This window comes from Chryseobacterium indoltheticum, from assembly GCF_003815915.1.
Classification (GTDB): Bacteria; Bacteroidota; Bacteroidia; order Flavobacteriales; family Weeksellaceae; genus Chryseobacterium; species Chryseobacterium indoltheticum.
On sequence record NZ_CP033929.1, the window covers coordinates 2,958,362 to 2,977,766 of the forward strand.

The following is a 19,405-nucleotide window of genomic DNA, read 5'->3' on the forward strand; positions in this document are numbered from 1 at the left end:
TCGGAAACGCCATAAAAACTTGACATGTAGGATTTAAGGTATCCTAAATAACCTTTAGAAATTTAATTATTAATCAAAAAAAATTCTAAAGATGTCATTCGCTAATGCCCATCAGTCCATTCAAAGGACTATAGTAAACTACGCTAAAACCAATTATCTAAATCCTGCTCTACTAGCTATTTTGTTAGCTGCAAGACAGAACAATAGAATCACTGCTGAAGATACTGGCCGAGAAGCCGGTAAAAAAAGAAAGTTGATTTTAAACTATTTACCTCCTGTATGTGCTTCTACTGGATCTTGTGCTACAAACTTATGTGATGTTGACGGAAATGAAGTTGAACCGTTGCAAAAAGATTTCCTAGTAGGAAAATGTACAGCTTCAAATGTTATCAAAATTACATTGGATAATAACAGAAACTTAGACAATGTAACTCTATCTGAGTGGCATTTAGGTGTTTTTGCAAACGAAATGCAAGCCGCGAGAAATAAACTTGCTCTAGAAGTTTTAACAGTTCTAGCTGCCAACGTTGGTAAGTTCCCTGACGGAATTGCTACCGTGAAAAAAGCTATTCTGGCAGACCCTAAAACTGGTGCATTTTCTCCACTTGGAAAAGCTTTGATCGAGAAAGTGTTTCTTGATACACAGATGACAAATACACCAATGGTTATCGGAGGGGATAGTGTTTTCGTTGCACAATCTATGCAGTCAGCTGGAGGTATAGATCAAAACGGTGTAAATAGAGGTGCTGCAACTTCATTGAATAACTATTTTTATGATGGTTTGATCAATCAAGTATTCGCAGGTGGTGAAAACCTAATCGCATTTGACCCGTCTATGTTCAAGTTCGTAACATGGAATAGAAATGCAGGAAGATTCGCAACCGATGACCGTGATTTCAATCCACAAACAGCTTTCCAAAATAAAGACACATTCTACAAAGGTTCTATTGTTGATCCTGTGACTGGTCTATTGTGGGATTTAAACGCAAAATTCGACGACTGTACAGATACTTGGAAGTATCAATTCAAATTAGAATGGGATATGTTCTTTATGCCGGCTGATTCTTGTACGAAGCCTGGCGTTAATGGAATCTTCCATTTTGAAGGTTGTGAGTTGATTGAGCCAACTTGTCCTGTAGCAGTTTAAAAATATCATCCATTAGGAAGATGCTTATTTCTTAATTTCCCTTTCCTCGTTATTCGGGGAAAGGTTTTAAAAAAAATTCAATGAGCCAGATTTGTCTTGAAGGTATAGTTTCAGTTAGAGATGTTTGCGCAGAACAGTTTATCAATAGTTCGAGCGGATATGATCTTATGGACGCTCCCGAAATCGATATCGTACGAATTAATGATATTGCAAATGCAGAATATAATACAGGGCTTAAGATTTTAAAAAACTGCGTAAGATTAGCTTTGAGAGATATTGAAACCGATTTTATATCAGTTTTATCCGCAAATAAAATATCAGTAACTAATAACTCATACGATGTCATTACAGGTAATTTTTCAGCACAAAATATCAACAATGCTTCAGGCCAAAAGGGAATTGTTATTCACAAACAAGGCAATTCGGGTGTAAAGAAGATCAGGCTAAAAAAAATAAGAATCTACCCGGTAAATGATCACCCATCTGCACAATTAAAATTTATTGACAGTGGAAAAGAATCGGTTCTAAACATTGCACTGATCGGCGGGAAGGTAAACGAGTTTGCTACTGATTATTTTGTTGAAGGTAGCGATGTAAAAATCCTTTTAGAAGGTGTTCAGACTTATTCAAGTGAACTTACATGTCTTTTAGGTTGTAACGGCACCATTCCTAATGATTGTGGTTATGTTAAAGGTTGGAACGGATCCTCTGAAACTCAAAGAGAAGGTTTTGGAATAAATGCAGTTTTCTCATGTGAATGCGATTATTCCCAGATACTTTGTCAACAATCAAAAAACTTTGTCGGTTTACTGATTTGGCTGAAATCCAGAATTTATGCTCTCGAAGAAAGAATTAACAGCTCCAGAATCAATCCATTTATTATCTACGGTCAAGAAGATGCTAAAAGCCAAAGGATAGAACTTTTAAATGAATACAATTCTAAATGGAATGTTTTCATTGAAACAATTCCAAATTTAATTACTAAAAATGATGATTGCTTTGTTTGCAATAAATCAAAAATAGTTACCAATGTCTAATGGTTATGAAAAATTAATACGAAAGTACGAACAATACAAAAAAGATCTTCCTGACATTTTGGAAGATAAAATTTTAGATGAAACTGCAGCAGAACTTGAAAGAAAATTTCGAAAGAGAATTTTCACAGATGGATTAGATTCTGACGGAAATATTATTGCTCAAAGTTACAGCACTAAACCTACAATTGTTAAACAAGATGTATTTATAAAGCCTTCAGCATTCAAGGGAACAAAAACGATGAAGCTTGAATATGGATATAAAGAATTGCGAGATATACAAGGTTTAAAAACCGACAAGGTTAATTTGGATTATTCAGGAGACTTAAAACGTAGCCTGAGAGTTGCAAGAAGCGAAAAATCTGTTGTCATCGGGATCAACGAAAAGCGAAATCTTGACAAAGTTCAAAATTTGGAAAAAAAATATCAAACAAAAATATTCGCATTCAGCAAGAAGGAAATTCAGGATCATATTCAAAACATTATTAAAAAACTGAGAAGTGCTCAAAGAGATTATTTCTATGGAGGATAAGATTAAAAAATATTTATTGAATGAACTGCCTTTTCTTAACGCAGGATTCACGGGTATTTTCCTTGATAACATCACAGGCAAACTAATCAGTTATTATGGTGACGAAGTTGGAATTTCGGACAAAAACGGAGCTTTTTTCTATTTGCGTGAAAATGGTGAGGAGACTTATAAAACAATCAATATTTCAGCACCTAAAACCTTAGAAACTTCTCAAGATTTTAAACTCATTATGTATGCTAGGGATTTGAATGTTGCTGATGTAAAAAAATGCGTTTTGAATGTTCTTTGGAGTTTTAAGGAAAAAAACTCAACTCCAATTTCTGTCATTTCAAGTTCTACAAACATCGGTAAAATAATTCTGACAGAATATCCAAAATTGAAAGCTGAAGATCGATTGTCAATTCTGAAAAACCTAAAATTTGGCAGCCTACTTTCGTTTGACATCCGAATAATAGGGAAAATCACAGTCAATAATTGCGAATGTAAAATATGTACAACATGCTAAAATGTGATGAATTTATAGGTTGTTATGGTAGTTGCGATCAAAGTATTCCAACTGGAATAATCGCAGACTTTACTGGTGAAATCATTATTGAATTCACCTTCAATAATGCAAAGAAAAAGATTGTTTCAAATGCAATTCAAAATGAGGAAATAAAGATTCCTAACGATTTCACGCCCGGAGTTATTCACTGCGTTGAATTGAAAAAAACGGACAAAACAAAAATTAAAAACTTATCATTTAAAATTTACAGCGAATGTTTATAGTTACCACTTTAATGTTCATAATAGGCAATGCTGCATTAGCATTTATCCTTTACATGTCAATTCAGAAAGATCAGATTTTCGATTTGCTTTTCAAATGGCAAAATATGTTGAGAAAATTTGACGTAGCAGGGACAACAAATAAACTGATTTTATATAAAATTCTTGGTGGTTGTTTGTTGTGTTTTTCTCATTTCTTAAGCTTCTTGGGGTTTTGGCTCTATCTGCTTTTTATCCTTGAATTGAATGCAGGATTTCCCACATTTTGGATGTGGATCATTATCTATTTAGTTTATGTTCCAACATCCACAACTTTAAGTTTATATATACATAAGTTACTGAAATGAAAGTAAAGATTCTTTTAAGTGGCTTCATCATGGATATCAGTCTTGTTCCGGATGACACAGGTATCGAAGTAATCGAGGGAATATTTACCGGAAAAATTTTTAACAGTACAGATCTAAAAAGAATAAATAATAATCAAAATTTCAATTGCTAAATAATGAGTTCTGAAGCAGCTATTAACCCCGACGGATCACCGTCAGTACCAACGCTATTTGTTGTTACTCAAGAGGGAGTAGCAAAGAAATATGATTGGGAAGATCTGAAAATATACATTAATCAATCCAGTCATTTTAACTCATCAATCAAGAATAATTCAACATTTACCGGACTTCAAAATAATATAAATAAAACCTTCACTCTTCCTGATATTTTTATAATTAACAGCACAAGGGTTTATGTAAACGGAATTAGACAAAAGATAGGAATAAATAATGACTACGTTGAAAACAACAATACGATTATACTTAATATTCCACCTGAACCAACAGATAATTTAATAATTGACTATATAAAACAATAAATAATGTCTACAACACTCATAAAAAAAAGACAGATTGAAAATCTGAAAATTGTCAATGCTGACATAGATTCAGCAGCTGCAATTGATACAAGTAAATTAGCTGAAGGATCTGATTTCATTAAAAAAACAGGGACTGTAACGTTTACAGGAGATCAATCGATGGGCGGAAACAAATTAACAAATTTGGGAGCCCCTTCAAATCCAGATGACGCAGTTCGATTGGTCGATCTACAAAATAATCAAGCAGGATTGTCATTTAAAGATGCTGCAAGAGTTGCTACTACTGCAAACATTACACTATCTGGCGCACAAACAATTGACGGTGTTTCTGTTGTTGCAGGAAACAGAGTTTTGGTAAAGAATCAGACCGCGGGCGCTGCGAATGGTATTTACGTTGCAGCAACTGGAGCATGGACTAGAGCTAGCGATGCTGATACTGCAGAAGAATTAAAAAGCGGAACTTTTATACTTATTCAAGAAGGTACTGTTAATGCCGATAGTGGCTGGGTGCTTTCAACCGATGGCGCTATTACAATTGGATCAACCGTACTAACTTTCGCACAATTCTCTGGTGCTGGTCAGATTTCAGCAGGTACCGGTATGGTGAAAAATGGGAACACGCTTGATGTAGTTGGTACTGCTGGCCGAATCGTTGCAAATGCTGATAATATTGATTTAGCCACAACTGGTGTTACTGCTGGAACATATACCAAAACTACAGTAGATGCATATGGACGTGTTACAGCTGGAACAACAGCTACTCCAGCAGATATCGGAGCACAACCTTCTAATGCTAATTTAACAAACTTAGCATCATTTAGCGGACCCGGTTTTTATGTGAACACTTCCACAAATTCAAATGTTGCCAGATCGATTGCTGGAACTGCTGGAAGAATTGGCATTACAAACGGAAATGGTGTTGCTGGTAATCCAACAATAGATTTATTGACATCAGGTGTCGCTGTAGGAACATATAATAATGTAACTGTAGACGCATATGGTAGAGTTACTTCTGCAAGTAATATTGCCGTCATGAATCCTTCTAATTACATTGTTAGAGAGTCGCCATCAGGATTAGTTAATGGTACGAATGCGGTGTTTTCTTTAGCTAATGTTCCGTTAGCTGGAAAGGAAATGATTTATTTAAACGGCCAATTGTTAGAACCTGGTACTGGTAATGATTATACTATTTCTGGTGCAACAATAACAATGTTAACTATTCCGGTAGTTGGAGATATTATTAGAGCAACTTATTATTATTAAACTATTATGGCTAAAAGTCAATTAACAGGAAGTCAAATTAAGGATGGAACCATTACCCGTGATGATATCAATATAACTACTACAGGAAAAGCAGTAGTAGCAAAATTAATAGACGGTAATAATGGAATAAAAATCGATACTCAAACTGGAATTGATAGTGGTACTGGAGATGTATCATTAAAAATTGATTTGAACTATTTAGATACAAAATACCCTTCATTACTTTCGCCAAAATCACAAAACTTATTTTTTGCAAGTCCCGCTGTTGGATCTGGAAATCCAACATTTAGAGCTTTAGTTGCTGGAGATATTCCTAATCACACTCACACTTTCGCTTCATTAGCATCAAAGCCAACAACATTGGCTGGTTATGGAGTTACTGATGCTGTATCTTACGGTGATACTCTAATGCCTTCGAATGCATTTGGTGGAAAAAAATTGTTTATCAACTCGATAGATAATGCAATGTATGCAGCAGATAAGAAATGGGATGTACAGGTGACTCTACATATGAAAATTCATAATTCCGAGTCATACCCGAAAGTAAATCCTGATTGGGTCGAGCAGTATTCATTAAGCACTACAGATAATAAAACTTTTACCATTACCAATAATGTTGCTAAGCCACCGCAAGTTGTAGTTTATTCAGGTACAACACTTTGCACAGATGTGTCTTCTAATCCAGTTGGGGCTTTACAGTTTACCTATAATGCTACAACAGGAACAATAGTATTCGGTGCGGTGGCAACATCTGTTCAGGTTTATCCTGAATATAATACGCCAAAAGACTTGGATTCCCCTGTAGTGCAAACATTGAATGCAGCGTTGCCGTTCAATGGTTCTTACGAAAACGGAGTTACAGCAGGTAGCGAGCATTATATGAAAGTTAGAATAACACCTAAGGCGACCAGCAGAACAGCTTTTAACCAGCTTATTGCCTATCCTTATGGCTCTATATATTTGTCATATTATTATAATTTAACACCTGATAAATCAGAATTAAGAGTATATAATAGAAATTTTCAAAGCCACGGTGTTGGATGGAAAAAGCTAAATTTCGCTGATTACATTGGTAATAACGGACTAACAGCCAATGTACAATCAGCTACAGACGAAGGGAATTATGGTCGATCCATCATGGAAGTAATTATCTACGGACATAATAATCATAACACTCAATTATCACAGATAGATTGGAAACTTACAAGACAAGACCTATCATCTACAGGATCAACCGTAACTAAATTCGGAGTTAATAAATTGTATTACGATTTAAAATTCGGTGACGCTGATACTGATAAAGTAGTAATATCACCTTTAGGGAATATCACCTCTGAAAAATTTGTAAAAACAGGTGGAACAGCGGTTCAATTTTTAAAAGCTGATGGTTCTATAGATTCTAATAGTTATTTAACTCAATCAAGTCTAAACACTCAATTAGCAGGTTATGCAACATTAAACGGTGTACAGACTTTCACGAATACTATTACTTTTAACCAAAGCCCTTTAATACCTTGGGGAACTTTAGCATATCATGCTGTCAATTTAGGGCAATTAGCGGATTATGTAGATAATAGTACTAATGACATTTTTACTTATGTTTCTGCTAATTATATGGGTAAAAACCAAATTGCTAGTACAACAGTTTTAGGAGGTGTAAAAGTCGGAGCAAACTTAACTATTGACGGAACAGGAATTTTATCTGCAACTAATACAAATACAACTTATACAGCAGGGAATGGATTGACATTGACCGGAACCGTTTTCAGTTTGCCCATTACGGTAAATGGTTCTGGTAATTATATCACAGATGTTACTCAAAATGCTAATGGAATTACAGTTACAAAAGGAACTTTACCAACATACGTTACTCAAGCAAGTTTAACTACGCAATTAGCAACTAAAATCAATGCTTTAGATAACGCTGTAGGAATAGGTTTTATTGGAGGCTCACCAGATAGTCCTTACATTAGAAACAGCATTGGCTTTGATTCAAACTTGGCGACTACAAGTTGGACATCAAGTAATTTTGTTACTTTTTTCAGTAATCAAATTATTACCGGAATTAAAACTTATACGGCATCTCCAAAAGTTCCTTTTGCTTCACAACCTGACGATGCTGTGCCTTTTGGTCAGGCAGAAGAAATCGCACAGGCACGAGTAAATGATACGTTCGCCGAGGTGATTTATAAGAATAGCGCAAATGATTTGACTTTTGATTTTGATGATTTTCCAAATGTTCGATTCGCAACAATTACCTGTAAAGGAAACAATTTTCAAAACATTCGTGTCGAAAATATGCCACGAGGCGCAACCTTAAGAATATTGAACGGCTCAGCTTCTTTAAGTCCAATAATTTATTTTGATGGCGGAAGCAATGTTACAAGTCTTGGGAGTGCTACTTGGGTAGAATTTTACAGAGATCAAGACAGTGACATTTTCAAAAATAATGTTAACGGAACCAATATAATTTAACAATATAAATTATGATTTTAGAATTTTTAAAAGAAGATTACGCTGCGATAACTATGAAATTAATAGTTATAGGTATTCTTTGGTGCGCCGTATTATTGGCGATGATTATTGATTTCTTTTTTGGAATTAGAAAAGCCAAACAAGTAGGTGAAGTAAGAAGTTCTGAAGGCTATAAAAGGAGTGTTTCGAAGTTTAATCAATATTTTGGAATGCTTGTTTTTGCATTTATTTTCGATGCAATAGTACCAATATCATATTTTTTTGAGTTTCCAATTTCAGCAATTCCGGTTGTCTCATTATTGGCTGCAGTTGCTTTAGTTTTTACAGAAGCAAAGTCTGTACATGAAAAAGGTGATGAGAAGCAAAGGAGAAAATTAGATGCTTCAATGATTCAGGTTCTTGAGATTCTAGAAAAAAAAGAAGATGTTCTACAAGAACTATTATCTAACTACAAAAAACAAGCAAATGAAAGCGTTAATGATAATGTTGGCAGCCCTTCTAATGATGGGCTGCAAAACTAAGCAGGTCTTAAAAAACTCAGAAATTCAAAAAGAATTTATCAAAGTTGATTCTAAAAAAGACAGCATTCAGAATGAAAGCAAAAGCCAGGAGAAAGAAGTTATTTCTGAAAAAAAGTCAACCGATCTAAAAAAAGAATCACAGACAGAAATTAACATTGTTGGTACGTCTGAGATTGATAAGCCGCTTGAAATCTTCAACATTGAAAACGGTGATACTTTGCAAAGTTTTAAAGTTACCGGGAACGCGAATGTTATCTTCAGATCAAAAGCTTTGAAATCAATTGAAGTAAAAACTGAAAAAAAATCAGAATCGTTAGTTGAAAAGTTCAAGCAATTTTCCGAAAACATTGTTGAAGAAAATAATGTTAAAGAGCGATTCAAGGAAGTAAAAAATAAAACAAAGGAAATAAAGGTTAAAGGCTTGCAAGCAGGGCTATGGATTTTAATCACATTCGTTCTGATATTTTTAATCTTCATCTTTTTCATCTATAAATATTTTAAAAAATGAAAAATACAGACCCTTTAGCGAAGCACCCATTAAGTGCAAAATATCAAAATTTGTTTACAAAATTTGCTGTGAATACTCCTTTAAGACTAGCTCATTTTTTCGGTCAGGCGGCACACGAAAGCAATTTAAAACCGAGAGTGGAAAATCTAAATTATTCAGTTGAAGCTCTTCTTTCTAAATTTGGGAGACATAGAATTTCTGAGGTTGATGCACGAAAGTTAGGAAGAATCAGAACACAATTAGCTAACCAAGAAATGCTTGCAAATATTTTATATGGTGGTTCTTGGGGTTTAAAGAACCTCGGAAATAAAACTTTTGGTGATGGCTGGAAGTATCGGGGCCGGGGAATTTTTCAGATAACTGGATTATCAAATTATTGGGGACTTACAAAATATGTTCAGGAAGTTTTAGGATTAAATGTTGATTATGTTGAAAATCCAGATCTTCTATTGAATGAAGCTGACTCTTTAATTGCAGCGCTTTGGTATTGGCAAATGAAAAAATTAAACTCTTATGCTGACAAAGATCAAGGACTGAAAATTTCACGAGGGATTAATATCGGAAATCCTGACACCGAAAAGATACCGAATCATGCTGAAGACAGAAAAGTAAAAACAGAAAAGTTTAAAAAGGTTTTCTCTTAAATTTATGATAAAAAGAGTATCTAATTAATACTCTTTTTTAGTAGTAGTAATCCACTTGATATAAATAATAAAATTTATTAATTTTGAGAAAAAACTAAATGAATCAATTTTCTACAAGTGACTGGATAGGAATTATAGGTATTGTTGTTTCAGTGATTTTAGCGTTTGCATTTTGGCAAAGGATTAGAAGAAAAACCATAATCTTAATTATAAGAAAGAATTATGCAGTTAATACGATTAAACCCTCTGGATTTAGTCCGCTGAAAGTATTAATTGATAATCATGAAATTTCAAATTTTCTATATTATTTATCTGGAACATTTATAGTAACTGGAGACGGTGATATTTCACCAGATGACATTGTAGTTCCTTTGAATATAAAAATAAAGGATATTGATGGAATATGGAGAAAATATAAAGTAACAAATAAAACCAGCCTTTTGAACTGCAATCTTGAGCACGATTCATCTGTACTTAATTTTAAAGTAGATAATTTAATGAGTTCAGATTTCATAACGTTTGATGCATTTTACGAAGCAAATCAAGTTGGATACATTGCTCAGCAGAGAATTTTAAATGTAAATAAAGAAGTACTTATTTTAGCTGAAAATAAAGTTAAAGATTACTGGGGAATGCTTATTTTATCAATATTTGTTCTAACTCTATTTACTTCGATGATAGTTTTTACTAATGAAAATCTTGCTGATAGAATATTTAAACCTAAATATACAAAATCTACTGAGGTTGTTGTGAGAACTAAAGAAGACTCATTGAGAAGGAAGACATATAGATACGAAAAACTTTACATTATAAATAACAAAAGACTGGAGGACGATAAGGTGCTCGTCAAAAATAAAAAACTTAATGAGAGGAAAAATAAGTTAAGAAAAAAATCTGAATTAAAACTACTAGATAGCATACAAGCTAGTAAACCATATTATTTTTCTAGAAGTAGTGATAGTTTAAATATAGTATACCACGATTCTCTCTATTATCATGACCGAAGTTCACTCGATGATATAGCCGAAAAGATCATTCTCAAACTTGTTAAACAAAATACAGAAATAGCTGATGATGATGTCTACAAAATTAATGATAGTATAAATATTTCATTTATCAAAAGGTCATCTTTTTTTAATCCTGATGAACAAACAGAAAAAAACATTTTTCTAATAATAGCTATTTTTATATATATATGTTTTATAACTATGGGTGGAATTGCCATTTATTATATCCGTTTAATGTCAAAATATAGAAAAATTTATGTAGCAAACACCCCAAGATAGATAATTGATATATATAGATTAAAAACATCTGTAGACATTCATTAAAATTAAAATATGGCAGAACACATTTCATTCATATAAGTTTTAACAAGCCTCGCGATTGCGGGGTTGTTTTTTTACGTCAAGATTTGTCGTTCTATACGTTTATATTTGTAGAATTATTAAATTTACTTTATGGGTTATAAAGATTGGAAAATGAATATTAAATTTCTCACAGAAAAAATGTGGAAATATTGGGGTGCATCCGACAGAAACGAGACGGAAAAAAAGGAAGTTTTACGAAAAGAGTTTTTTGAAATGTTCGATAAGCTTGAAGGTCCGGAAGAAAACTTTCATCATGTTCAAGAAATCAGGGCTAAAATAGTTCGAGATATGGATGCTAATGAATGTAACTCAATTGAAGCTACAAGTTACATAAGACATTTAGTGATATTTGGATATGGGTAAAATATCTACTTATCATTTTCTCCGAGAGGTTGCGAATCTTTATCTTTTATGTAAGGCGAATCAACTAATTCAGCTTTTTTACACAAAAGATGCGTGAAGTACGACTTAGCTCCAGTTTTAGGTTCTGTGAAAATTTCACTTTCCATCTTGATATTGAGAATCCATGATTCCCACTTTTTCATTTCCAAATAAAACGGACTGAATAAACATTTGACTTCAAAATGCTGGTTTTTATCATCACCGTAAAACTCCACTATAATTTTTTTATCTGAAGGTTTTACATCTTCTCGAATAATAGCCTTTAGTTTCATTTTTTCTCTTTTACAGCTTTTTGAATATCTAATGAAATCATGGGTCGACACAATTGCTTGTTCACTACTCTATCTCTCAGTTTAGCTTTGTCATTAAAGTTTCTTGAAATATTTTTATATATTTTTAAATAATCATCTTTTACCTCAGTCTCCTGATAAAAAAATGGTTTTATTGATACACAGTTATCATGCTCAAATATTGTATTAAGAAGAGTTCTATCCGAATTACCACATGAATGACCTAAGACATAGACTTGAAACAATCCCGAATTAACCAATTCAAGTAACCGCTTGTAATTATTGGTATTAGCGTAATTAATAGATTTTACATTATCTAAAAAATGATTATTATTTAGCTTTTCAATTTCTTTATAACTATCATCAAGCTCATCACCATACCCAAAAATTATAGGATTATTTTCAGAATTTAGTTGACCATGAATGTGTATTACGGAATCATCATTTTCCTCGTCTAAATAGTTATCTTCAATATTAGTATAATTGAATGTCAAGAAATTTATAGGCATATAAATATCATTAGTTATACTTTTATTTCGAAGATATTTAAACAAATATTTCTTGTCAAATTCAAAATTGATATGGTCTTTCAAAATCTCTTTTTCAAATTTAGTCAGGTAATAAGGATCAATATTTTTGTCAGGTTCAGGACCAATAAAAGGTTTTATCCTGCCATATATTTCGTCTGTTATTTGACTTAGTCCATTTTCAGATAAATCATTTAAAAATAAATCCTCCCTAATAATTGATTTTACTGCTGTAATAATTTGCCTGTTAATAATTGTTTCGTCAACAACTTTAGTCAAATACTTTTCAAGTAAATCTTTAACTTTTTCAAAATCTTTATTTAATTTAACTATATCTTGCTGTCTTGTACGTATTGGCGGTTTACAGAATAGTAATTCATTATAATAAGCTGTTTCTACATCTACCCAATCCCATTTCAAAAGGTGCTTTGACAGTTTAAAGAAAAAATTGTTTAATTTTTTATGTGAGTCTGTATAAGTAGTTAAATATGCTATAAATTCTTTGTGATCCTTAAAATAACTTTTAGGAATTTCCTTAATCGTCTCAAATTCTTCGCATTTGTACAATTCCCCACGTAAATTGTAATAATCAGTAAAAGATTTCATCCAATAATTATGCATAAAATCCCAATACGATGTAGGGATACCATGTGCAAGATCAAATCCATTACCAATCAATATAATTCTATTAATCATAGCTTAAGTTTTTACAAATATAAACAAAGTATCATTTTCCAGACTTCGGTAATATCTTTTAAAAGAAAAAGGAATCATTTTTGACTCCTTAATTTTTTGGCAACATAATCATCCTCGCATTTGGTCCCATTCTGATTGCAATTTTCTTTTCATCAACCAAACGTTTTATGAATGAGTTCCTATCTTCGATTGACATTTTTAGAATATGGTCAAAGTCACCAAAACCATTTCCATTATTCCCGCCTGTTTCATCATGCTTTTTCGTAACTATCTCTAGTATCTGCCTTTCTAACTCTTCATTTTCCATTTCTCAAAGATATAACTGTTATCGATTAATATCTAAACCTAGATAAAAAAAGTCTGTAGGATTTATTTCTTTACCTTCCTTTGCTATAAATGTAATTCTACAGTTCTCATAAGAAAGTCTCTCAATTTTAATATCGTAAATTGTTCTCAATCCTATCCCAGAAGTATTATACTTCAAAGCTTTTATTACTTCTAAAATAAGGCTCGCCTGCGATTCAATTTTGAACTCTTTCATAACTCAAAAATAATGTTCAAAATCAAATTTATAAAACGGAAAACCGTAAAGGAAAATAATCATTCCAAGAATTCTGAATAATCTTCAGCAAGTTCAGCATCAATATCTCTAAGATAAGCTTTTAAAGCTTTCAAGGTGCTATGGCCTGTAATTCTCATCAATAAATCATAAGTTTCAAGCTCTGTACGTTCTTTTCTAAGTTCCCGGAATAGCTTTGTAATAAATGTATGTCTAAACGAATAAAGTGTATATTCTTCACCCAAACCTAACTTATCTTTTATTTTTTTAAATTCTCCAGAGAAATAATCACGACGATTCATTTCATTAGTTTCAATTCCTTTATCATTAGTTTTAAAAACAAGATCCCTTGGATTTCCAAATTTTAGATTTTGAAGACTGTTTAACATGATTGATGGAATTAATTTTGTTTTCAGCGGCTTGTTCTTAGTTTTAACCTGAAGAAATGGAGGATTATCATGTATTTTTAAATCTTCGAACTTTAATCGTGCTACTTCAATTGGTCTCAAAATATTATAGCTTATAAATTGGACAAATAAAAATAATCGTTCGTCCTTTGACACTTCATTAAATAGTTCGTTTAATTGTGCCTTGGAATAAGATTTATTTTTTTCAGGCTTACTTACTTGATTATCGATATCCTTAATAAAATTTTCTGATATCAGATCATTCTTCTTTAAAATTTCAAAAAATGATGAAAGAACGACTTTATGATTATTATGTGTTTTCCCAGAATTCTTCAGAATAATTTCGTTCATGTAATTTTGAACATACTTTTTAGAAAATTCATCAGAACGATAAACATCAAGGCCATGTTTTTCAAGATATTTAACAAATTGATTTTTCTTAGATCTATAATCTGGAATTGAAGTATCAGATAAAGTTGCAGCTTTTAATTCATAAGCCCATTCAATAGCTTCTTTAATAGTATACTTTTCCTTAACCTCAGAATCCGAGTATGGAGAGTATCCATTTTTCAATAATTCAGTTAAGTTTTTAGAGATTAATTTTAACCTCTTCATTCGGTCAGCAACAGTATTGTAATCCCGATTTACGTTCATATAAATTGGATTTTGACGTTGCATTTTTCCAGTAATTGGATTTAAGTATGAATAGTACACATACCATCTTTGGGAAAGGTCGAAGTCTTTTCCTCCATGATATATTTTAGGCAACTTGTATGGAACGACAGACATATCAGTATTGTATTCGTTACTGTATTCGCTTATTAAAGTTTCAAGTAATGATGACATAAAAAAATCGGTATAACTTGTTGTTAGACCGATATTTATAGTTTAAGAAACTTAGTAGCGGGAACCGGACTCGAACCGATGACCTTCGGGTTATGAGCCCGACGAGCTACCTACTGCTCCATCCCGCGATATTGGATTGCAAATATACGAATATATTTCAAAACCGCAAGCGATCCTTTTAAATAAAGCATTTTCATGAAATATATTTAAATATTCGTACATTTGTTTATGGCAAAAATTTTGAAAATCTACCCGGACAATCCACAGGAAAACCTTATCAATGAGGTCATTAAATCCCTGAATAATGGCGGACTGATTATTTATCCGTCTGATACTGTTTATGCTTTAGGCTGTAATATTTTTGATATCAAGGCCATGGAAAAATTAGCGCAAATAAAAAAACAGAAATTAGAAAAATCAAAATTCTCAATTATTTGTAATGATTTAAGCCATTTATCAGATTTTACAAGACCTATTGACACCTCAGTTTTCAGGTTTCTAAAAAGTCATCTTCCAGGTCCTTTTACATTTATTCTGGAAGCAAATAAAAGTCTTCCTTTAGCTTATAAAAATCATAAAACAATCGGTATCCGTGTACCTGATCATTCAATTCCGCAATTGATTGTTGAAAAATTGGGCCATCCAATCGCATCAACTTCCATTAAAGATGATGATGAAATTATTGAATATTCTACAGATCCGGAACTGATTGCTGAAAAATATGATCATTTGGTTGATATTGTAATAGATTCAGGATATGGTGATAATATAGCATCAACCATTGTAGATCTTACTTCGGGCGAACCGGAAATAATCCGTCAGGGAAAAGGAGAAATTTAGAACAGTTATTGAGATGAGTCTGAACGGAAGATATTCTTTAGGCATTGTACTTACTTTTGTATTGCTTGCCGCTTCAATGCTGTATTCAATCCCATTAATCAATTTATTTTTTAATTATAAAACTTTAACCGCTGATCTTTTTTTCTATAACAGGCTTTCATTGTGGCTGGTTTTAGTTCTTGTTTTGATTTATAATTTTTTCTTAGAAAACAGATCATTCTTTGTTTGGGAAGAAAAAAAGTATTCGCCTTTATTTTATTTGGGCGCAGTAATAAGCTTGTATTTTATTTGCTTATTTGGTGGAGCATTTCTGAATGCGATTATTATTTTTTTAACTCAGGAAAAACCTAGCGAAAGACTTTTAGACCTTAAAAAATTATTTAAAAACAATTATTTTCTGATCATTTTCACCTGCCTTACCGCCGGAGTTATAGAAGAATTACTGATGCGGGCTTACATTCAGCCACGAATTGAAAAAATATACAATAGTCCGATGTTGGGAGTGATTGTTTCATCCCTTTTATTCGGAATTTTACACAGCACTTACGGAACAATCGGTCAGGTTGTTGTCCCATTTTTTATTGGGATTGTATTTGCTCTGTTTTATAAAAAATATTCAAACATTAAAATTCTAATTGTCTGTCATTTTCTGATCGATTTTATCTCGATGATGCTCATGAATTTTATTGATCCTAAACATTTATCTTTACTCAACTTATGAAAATCATAACCTCTCCTGCAAAATTAATGAACGTAGAAAACTCAACAGATTTATTGAGAAGTTCTACCCCGAAATTCATCGAAGAAGCAGCATTAATTCAATCTCATTTAAAGCATAAATCTCCAAAATATCTTTCTGAATTAATGGAAATTTCGTCAAAACTGGCAGACGAAAACTGGGAAAGAAACCAAAAATGGAAAGCTAAACCCACTGCAAAAGAATCTGCTCCCGCAATGTTTGCTTTTACTGGCGAAGTATATCGCGGTCTGGATGCAAAAACATTAGATAAAAATGCGATTGATTATCTTCAGAAAAATTACAGAATGCTTTCCGGGCTGTATGGTTTGCTGAAACCTTCAGACAAAGTAATGCTTTATCGTCTTGAAATGGGCAGAAATTTCGAATTTGAAAGCTATAAAAATCTTTACCAGTTCTGGACAGAAAAAATAACGGATCAACTTAATTCTGAAATGAAAAAGAACGAAATTCTCCTGAATTTGGCAAGCGGTGAGTATGTAAAAGTTGTAGACAGAAAAAAACTAAATCATCAAGTTATCGATTTTGATTTCTACGAAATGAAAGATGGAAAATTGAAAACTATCGTAGTTTACACCAAACATGCAAGAGGTATGCTGGTGAGATTTTGTGCCGAAAATAATGTAAAAACATTAAATGACGTAAAAGCATTCAACTATGAAGGATACTTAATTGATGAAGAAAAATCAACCGATACAAAACTCGTTTTCACAAGATAATGACGTTATCCCAACTTAAAACACATTTTTTAGATTCACTTTCAGAAGTCTATACAGATTCTGAAAGTACCTTTATATTTCAGATTTTTACTGAACATATTTTAGACTTAAATAACTTTCAGCAAAGACAATCTGCAGATTTGGAATTGTCTGATGAGAATATAAATAAATTCCAGCAAATCATTTCAGAATTAAAAACAGGAAAACCTTATTTACAGATTTTAGGTGAAACTGAATTTTATGGAATGAAAATTTTTGTAGATGAGAATGTTTTGATTCCTCGACCGGAAACGGAGGAATTGCTGGAAATAGCGATTAAAGAGATAAAAAGAAATATTTCAAGAATGGAATACATTCATTTAAGATCGAAACAAACAGATTATAAATGGACTGAAGAAGCAAAATATCCACCTTCGCAAGAACAGGAATTAAAAAGAGTCAAAATTTTAGACATCGGAACCGGAAGCGGAATTATTCCTTTGGTTTTAAAAAAACATTTCCCGGAAGCAGAAATTACTTCCATTGATTTCTCTGAAGCAGCCTTAAAAACAGCGAAAAAGAACGCAGAATTTCACCAGCTTGACATCAATTTTATTCATGCCGATTATCTGAGTTTAGATTTAAATCAGAATTTTGATGTTATTATTTCAAATCCGCCTTATATTGGGATTGATGAAGAGAACGAAATTGCAGATTCTGTAAAGAAATTTGAGCCTACAATGGCGTTGTTTTCTCCAATTTCCGATGCTTTGATTTTTTATCGAAAAATTGCCGAAGATTCTAAAAAATATTTAAATGAAAACGGTTTGCTTTTCTTAGAAATCAATCAGAAATTAGGGAAAGAAACGCTAGAATTGTACAAAGATTTTTCACAAGTTGAACTCATAAAAGACCTGAGCGAGAACGACCGTTTTATTTTTGGAATAAAATAATATTAAATTCAAAAGTTCATATAAAGTTAATTGTAATCAAATTCCGTTTTATTTTTATATTCTTAATTTTATCCCACCAAACAATAAAATTATATTATTATGAAAAATTTAATGAAAAGCGCATTACTAGCGTTCGGAGTTCTATTAACAATTACCAGTTGCAGTACTGATGCAACAACTTTAACGGATGCTGAAATGACAAATGCTAATCTCGCAAATAAAAGTGAGAATAGTAAGAAACAACAGACTTATCAGTTAAAAGTAGGTACCATCCATAACGGGGTAAACACCATGAGCGGAAGTTATGATATGGGCGGAATTTATGCAACCGATGTGAATACAGGGATTGTTTATGACGGATATATCACTTATTCTAACGGATACGCCAAACTACCCGGATATTTTAACGATCTTCCAGCTGGAACTTATGAAATCTCTGCTTATCAGGGACAAGGAGGCTGGGTTGGCTACGGTTCTACAACAGTTACCCTGACGCCATCTTCAGTGGGACAAGACGGTTATGTGAATATATATATTCCAATTGCCTGGGAAGAATAGTAATTTTCAACACAATAAAAAAGACTGTTTTCAAATAGAGAACAGTCTTTTTTATTTCAATAATTTGAAAGAGTTTATTAATTAATTCTTTTTCTTATAAATACTTCATATGCTAAATAAATCAGCGGAAGTGACATAATACCCAAAAAGAGAATATTGCTTAATGCAATTTGAGGGAAAACAATGATTGTATAAATTAACCCAAAAAATGCACCGCCTAAATGTGCTGCATGACCAATATTATCATGACTTCTTGGTTTCAGCATGCTGTAAACAGAATATCCAAAATACAGCAAACCAAAAATATATCCTGGAATACTTAGGGCTGGAGGTAGAAATATAATTCCGATTTTTATATTTACAGGATCTAAAGAAACGCTTGCAAAAATAATCCCAGCAACACCTCCGCTTGCACCAATTGCAGAATACCAACTTTGATTTTTATAAATTAAGAGCGAAAATAAATTTCCTAATAGTATCGAAGCGATATAAATAATTAAAAAACCACTCACTCCAAAAGCATATAAAATAGCAGGGCTGAACATATACAAAACATACATATTCAATGCTAAATGTATAAAATCTGCATGAAGAAAACCTGCTGATAAAAGTCTGAAATACTCTTTTCTTTGTTGAATTGCTCCAACATTGAATTTGTATTTTTCGAACATTCTTATATCGTTTAAAGCTAAATAGCTAATAATACATGTTACTGCAATTATAATTATGACAACTGTATTCATATTTT

The 19,405-nt window shown here is 32.3% G+C and carries 25 protein-coding genes and 1 tRNA gene; 19 read left to right on the forward strand and 7 right to left on the reverse strand.

Annotation, left to right across the window (positions count from 1 at the left end; genetic code table 11):
• Positions 1 to 91: 91 nt before the first annotated feature.
• From EG358_RS13825 to EG358_RS13890, 14 genes are all read left to right on the forward strand, one after another.
• Positions 92 to 1,147 carry a hypothetical protein gene (locus EG358_RS13825; RefSeq protein ID WP_076559759.1) on the forward strand — a complete coding sequence of 352 codons (1,056 nt, stop codon included), beginning with the start codon at positions 92 to 94 and terminating at the stop codon, positions 1,145 to 1,147.
• A gap of 80 nt (positions 1,148 to 1,227) precedes the next feature.
• Positions 1,228 to 2,184 carry a hypothetical protein gene (locus tag EG358_RS13830; protein WP_076559756.1) on the forward strand — a complete coding sequence of 319 codons (957 nt, stop codon included), beginning with the start codon at positions 1,228 to 1,230 and terminating at the stop codon, positions 2,182 to 2,184.
• Positions 2,177 to 2,713, forward strand: a complete 537-nt coding sequence (locus tag EG358_RS13835; RefSeq protein WP_076559754.1) for a hypothetical protein — start codon at positions 2,177 to 2,179, stop codon at positions 2,711 to 2,713. Before EG358_RS13830 ends, EG358_RS13835 begins: the two co-directional genes overlap by 8 nt.
• Positions 2,703 to 3,218, forward strand: a complete 516-nt coding sequence (locus EG358_RS13840) for a hypothetical protein (protein ID WP_076559751.1) — start codon at positions 2,703 to 2,705, stop codon at positions 3,216 to 3,218. Before EG358_RS13835 ends, EG358_RS13840 begins: the two co-directional genes overlap by 11 nt.
• A complete protein-coding gene (locus EG358_RS13845; RefSeq protein ID WP_076559750.1) occupies positions 3,212 to 3,481 on the forward strand; it encodes a hypothetical protein in 270 nt (89 codons plus the stop codon). The genes EG358_RS13840 and EG358_RS13845 overlap by 7 nt, the downstream gene beginning before the upstream one ends.
• A gap of 340 nt (positions 3,482 to 3,821) precedes the next feature.
• Entirely contained in the window at positions 3,822 to 3,977 is a 156-nt protein-coding gene (locus EG358_RS19700) for a hypothetical protein (protein WP_159436363.1), read from the forward strand.
• A 3-nt stretch (positions 3,978 to 3,980) separates the two neighbouring features.
• Positions 3,981 to 4,343, forward strand: a complete 363-nt coding sequence (locus EG358_RS13855; RefSeq protein ID WP_076559746.1) for a hypothetical protein — start codon at positions 3,981 to 3,983, stop codon at positions 4,341 to 4,343.
• Between the two features lie 3 nt (positions 4,344 to 4,346).
• Positions 4,347 to 5,606 carry a phage tail protein gene (locus EG358_RS13860; RefSeq protein ID WP_076559744.1) on the forward strand — a complete coding sequence of 420 codons (1,260 nt, stop codon included), beginning with the start codon at positions 4,347 to 4,349 and terminating at the stop codon, positions 5,604 to 5,606.
• Between the two features lie 6 nt (positions 5,607 to 5,612).
• The gene (locus EG358_RS13865; protein WP_076559742.1) at positions 5,613 to 8,081 is read left to right on the forward strand and encodes a hypothetical protein; all 2,469 of its coding nucleotides are present in this window, start codon (positions 5,613 to 5,615) and stop codon (positions 8,079 to 8,081) included.
• Positions 8,082 to 8,092: 11 nt separating this feature from the next.
• Positions 8,093 to 8,602, forward strand: coding sequence for a phage holin family protein (locus EG358_RS13870; protein ID WP_076559740.1), 510 nt, complete (start codon positions 8,093 to 8,095; stop codon positions 8,600 to 8,602).
• Positions 8,547 to 9,110: a hypothetical protein gene (locus EG358_RS13875; RefSeq protein WP_123890117.1), complete on the forward strand. Its 564-nt coding sequence runs from the start codon at positions 8,547 to 8,549 to the stop codon at positions 9,108 to 9,110. The genes EG358_RS13870 and EG358_RS13875 overlap by 56 nt, the downstream gene beginning before the upstream one ends.
• A complete protein-coding gene (locus EG358_RS13880) occupies positions 9,107 to 9,754 on the forward strand; it encodes a glycoside hydrolase family 19 protein (RefSeq protein WP_076559737.1) in 648 nt (215 codons plus the stop codon). The genes EG358_RS13875 and EG358_RS13880 overlap by 4 nt, the downstream gene beginning before the upstream one ends.
• A gap of 98 nt (positions 9,755 to 9,852) precedes the next feature.
• Positions 9,853 to 11,040 carry a hypothetical protein gene (locus tag EG358_RS13885; protein ID WP_076559735.1) on the forward strand — a complete coding sequence of 396 codons (1,188 nt, stop codon included), beginning with the start codon at positions 9,853 to 9,855 and terminating at the stop codon, positions 11,038 to 11,040.
• Positions 11,041 to 11,214: 174 nt separating this feature from the next.
• Positions 11,215 to 11,487 carry a hypothetical protein gene (locus EG358_RS13890; RefSeq protein ID WP_076559733.1) on the forward strand — a complete coding sequence of 91 codons (273 nt, stop codon included), beginning with the start codon at positions 11,215 to 11,217 and terminating at the stop codon, positions 11,485 to 11,487.
• Between the two features lie 5 nt (positions 11,488 to 11,492).
• On the opposite strand, the gene EG358_RS13895 is transcribed toward EG358_RS13890, so the two are convergent.
• From EG358_RS13895 to EG358_RS13920, 6 genes are all read right to left on the reverse strand, one after another.
• Positions 11,493 to 11,798 (reverse strand): hypothetical protein, encoded by a 306-nt coding sequence (locus tag EG358_RS13895; RefSeq protein ID WP_076559732.1) that lies wholly within the window; start codon positions 11,796 to 11,798, stop codon positions 11,493 to 11,495.
• The gene (locus tag EG358_RS13900; RefSeq protein WP_076559730.1) at positions 11,795 to 13,039 is read right to left on the reverse strand and encodes an AbiH family protein; all 1,245 of its coding nucleotides are present in this window, start codon (positions 13,037 to 13,039) and stop codon (positions 11,795 to 11,797) included. Before EG358_RS13900 ends, EG358_RS13895 begins: the two co-directional genes overlap by 4 nt.
• A gap of 88 nt (positions 13,040 to 13,127) precedes the next feature.
• Positions 13,128 to 13,346 carry a hypothetical protein gene (locus EG358_RS13905; protein WP_076559728.1) on the reverse strand — a complete coding sequence of 73 codons (219 nt, stop codon included), beginning with the start codon at positions 13,344 to 13,346 and terminating at the stop codon, positions 13,128 to 13,130.
• A gap of 18 nt (positions 13,347 to 13,364) precedes the next feature.
• The gene (locus tag EG358_RS13910) at positions 13,365 to 13,580 is read right to left on the reverse strand and encodes a hypothetical protein (RefSeq protein ID WP_076559726.1); all 216 of its coding nucleotides are present in this window, start codon (positions 13,578 to 13,580) and stop codon (positions 13,365 to 13,367) included.
• Positions 13,581 to 13,639: 59 nt separating this feature from the next.
• Positions 13,640 to 14,851, reverse strand: a complete 1,212-nt coding sequence (locus EG358_RS13915) for a tyrosine-type recombinase/integrase (RefSeq protein WP_076559725.1) — start codon at positions 14,849 to 14,851, stop codon at positions 13,640 to 13,642.
• Between the two features lie 55 nt (positions 14,852 to 14,906).
• Positions 14,907 to 14,979, reverse strand: a tRNA-Met gene (locus EG358_RS13920).
• 100 nt (positions 14,980 to 15,079) lie between these two features.
• Here EG358_RS13920 and EG358_RS13925 point away from each other — a divergent pair.
• From EG358_RS13925 to EG358_RS13945, 5 genes are all read left to right on the forward strand, one after another.
• Positions 15,080 to 15,691, forward strand: a complete 612-nt coding sequence (locus tag EG358_RS13925) for an L-threonylcarbamoyladenylate synthase (protein WP_076559723.1) — start codon at positions 15,080 to 15,082, stop codon at positions 15,689 to 15,691.
• Between the two features lie 13 nt (positions 15,692 to 15,704).
• Positions 15,705 to 16,412, forward strand: coding sequence for a CPBP family intramembrane glutamic endopeptidase (locus EG358_RS13930; RefSeq protein WP_076559722.1), 708 nt, complete (start codon positions 15,705 to 15,707; stop codon positions 16,410 to 16,412).
• Positions 16,409 to 17,167, forward strand: coding sequence for a peroxide stress protein YaaA (yaaA, locus tag EG358_RS13935; protein ID WP_076559720.1), 759 nt, complete (start codon positions 16,409 to 16,411; stop codon positions 17,165 to 17,167). The genes EG358_RS13930 and yaaA overlap by 4 nt, the downstream gene beginning before the upstream one ends.
• Entirely contained in the window at positions 17,167 to 18,099 is a 933-nt protein-coding gene (gene prmC / locus EG358_RS13940) for a peptide chain release factor N(5)-glutamine methyltransferase (RefSeq protein WP_076559717.1), read from the forward strand. Before yaaA ends, prmC begins: the two co-directional genes overlap by 1 nt.
• A 99-nt stretch (positions 18,100 to 18,198) precedes the next feature.
• Positions 18,199 to 18,657: a hypothetical protein gene (locus tag EG358_RS13945; RefSeq protein WP_076559716.1), complete on the forward strand. Its 459-nt coding sequence runs from the start codon at positions 18,199 to 18,201 to the stop codon at positions 18,655 to 18,657.
• 77 nt (positions 18,658 to 18,734) lie between these two features.
• Here EG358_RS13945 and EG358_RS13950 read toward each other — a convergent pair whose 3' ends face one another.
• The gene (locus EG358_RS13950; RefSeq protein WP_076559713.1) at positions 18,735 to 19,400 is read right to left on the reverse strand and encodes a rhomboid family intramembrane serine protease; all 666 of its coding nucleotides are present in this window, start codon (positions 19,398 to 19,400) and stop codon (positions 18,735 to 18,737) included.
• Positions 19,401 to 19,405: the final 5 nt, after the last annotated feature.

Excerpts from the sequence above, each read along its gene's own strand:
- EG358_RS13825 (WP_076559759.1), top strand. The coding sequence starts at position 92 with ATGTCATTCGCTAATGCCCATCAGTCCATTCAAAGGACTATAGTAAAC.
- EG358_RS13830 (WP_076559756.1), top strand. The coding sequence starts at position 1,228 with ATGAGCCAGATTTGTCTTGAAGGTATAGTTTCAGTTAGAGATGTTTGC.
- EG358_RS13835 (WP_076559754.1), top strand. The coding sequence starts at position 2,177 with ATGTCTAATGGTTATGAAAAATTAATACGAAAGTACGAACAATACAAA.
- EG358_RS13840 (WP_076559751.1), top strand. The coding sequence starts at position 2,703 with ATGGAGGATAAGATTAAAAAATATTTATTGAATGAACTGCCTTTTCTT.
- EG358_RS13845 (WP_076559750.1), top strand. The coding sequence starts at position 3,212 with ATGCTAAAATGTGATGAATTTATAGGTTGTTATGGTAGTTGCGATCAA.
- EG358_RS19700 (WP_159436363.1), top strand. The coding sequence starts at position 3,822 with ATGAAAGTAAAGATTCTTTTAAGTGGCTTCATCATGGATATCAGTCTT.
- EG358_RS13855 (WP_076559746.1), top strand. The coding sequence starts at position 3,981 with ATGAGTTCTGAAGCAGCTATTAACCCCGACGGATCACCGTCAGTACCA.
- EG358_RS13860 (WP_076559744.1), top strand. The coding sequence starts at position 4,347 with ATGTCTACAACACTCATAAAAAAAAGACAGATTGAAAATCTGAAAATT.
- EG358_RS13865 (WP_076559742.1), top strand. The coding sequence starts at position 5,613 with ATGGCTAAAAGTCAATTAACAGGAAGTCAAATTAAGGATGGAACCATT.
- EG358_RS13870 (WP_076559740.1), top strand. The coding sequence starts at position 8,093 with ATGATTTTAGAATTTTTAAAAGAAGATTACGCTGCGATAACTATGAAA.
- EG358_RS13875 (WP_123890117.1), top strand. The coding sequence starts at position 8,547 with ATGAAAGCGTTAATGATAATGTTGGCAGCCCTTCTAATGATGGGCTGC.
- EG358_RS13880 (WP_076559737.1), top strand. The coding sequence starts at position 9,107 with ATGAAAAATACAGACCCTTTAGCGAAGCACCCATTAAGTGCAAAATAT.
- EG358_RS13885 (WP_076559735.1), top strand. The coding sequence starts at position 9,853 with ATGAATCAATTTTCTACAAGTGACTGGATAGGAATTATAGGTATTGTT.
- EG358_RS13890 (WP_076559733.1), top strand. The coding sequence starts at position 11,215 with ATGGGTTATAAAGATTGGAAAATGAATATTAAATTTCTCACAGAAAAA.
- EG358_RS13895 (WP_076559732.1), bottom strand. The coding sequence starts at position 11,798 with ATGAAACTAAAGGCTATTATTCGAGAAGATGTAAAACCTTCAGATAAA.
- EG358_RS13900 (WP_076559730.1), bottom strand. The coding sequence starts at position 13,039 with ATGATTAATAGAATTATATTGATTGGTAATGGATTTGATCTTGCACAT.
- EG358_RS13905 (WP_076559728.1), bottom strand. The coding sequence starts at position 13,346 with ATGGAAAATGAAGAGTTAGAAAGGCAGATACTAGAGATAGTTACGAAA.
- EG358_RS13910 (WP_076559726.1), bottom strand. The coding sequence starts at position 13,580 with ATGAAAGAGTTCAAAATTGAATCGCAGGCGAGCCTTATTTTAGAAGTA.
- EG358_RS13915 (WP_076559725.1), bottom strand. The coding sequence starts at position 14,851 with ATGTCATCATTACTTGAAACTTTAATAAGCGAATACAGTAACGAATAC.
- EG358_RS13925 (WP_076559723.1), top strand. The coding sequence starts at position 15,080 with ATGGCAAAAATTTTGAAAATCTACCCGGACAATCCACAGGAAAACCTT.
- EG358_RS13930 (WP_076559722.1), top strand. The coding sequence starts at position 15,705 with ATGAGTCTGAACGGAAGATATTCTTTAGGCATTGTACTTACTTTTGTA.
- yaaA (WP_076559720.1), top strand. The coding sequence starts at position 16,409 with ATGAAAATCATAACCTCTCCTGCAAAATTAATGAACGTAGAAAACTCA.
- prmC (WP_076559717.1), top strand. The coding sequence starts at position 17,167 with ATGACGTTATCCCAACTTAAAACACATTTTTTAGATTCACTTTCAGAA.
- EG358_RS13945 (WP_076559716.1), top strand. The coding sequence starts at position 18,199 with ATGAAAAATTTAATGAAAAGCGCATTACTAGCGTTCGGAGTTCTATTA.
- EG358_RS13950 (WP_076559713.1), bottom strand. The coding sequence starts at position 19,400 with ATGAATACAGTTGTCATAATTATAATTGCAGTAACATGTATTATTAGC.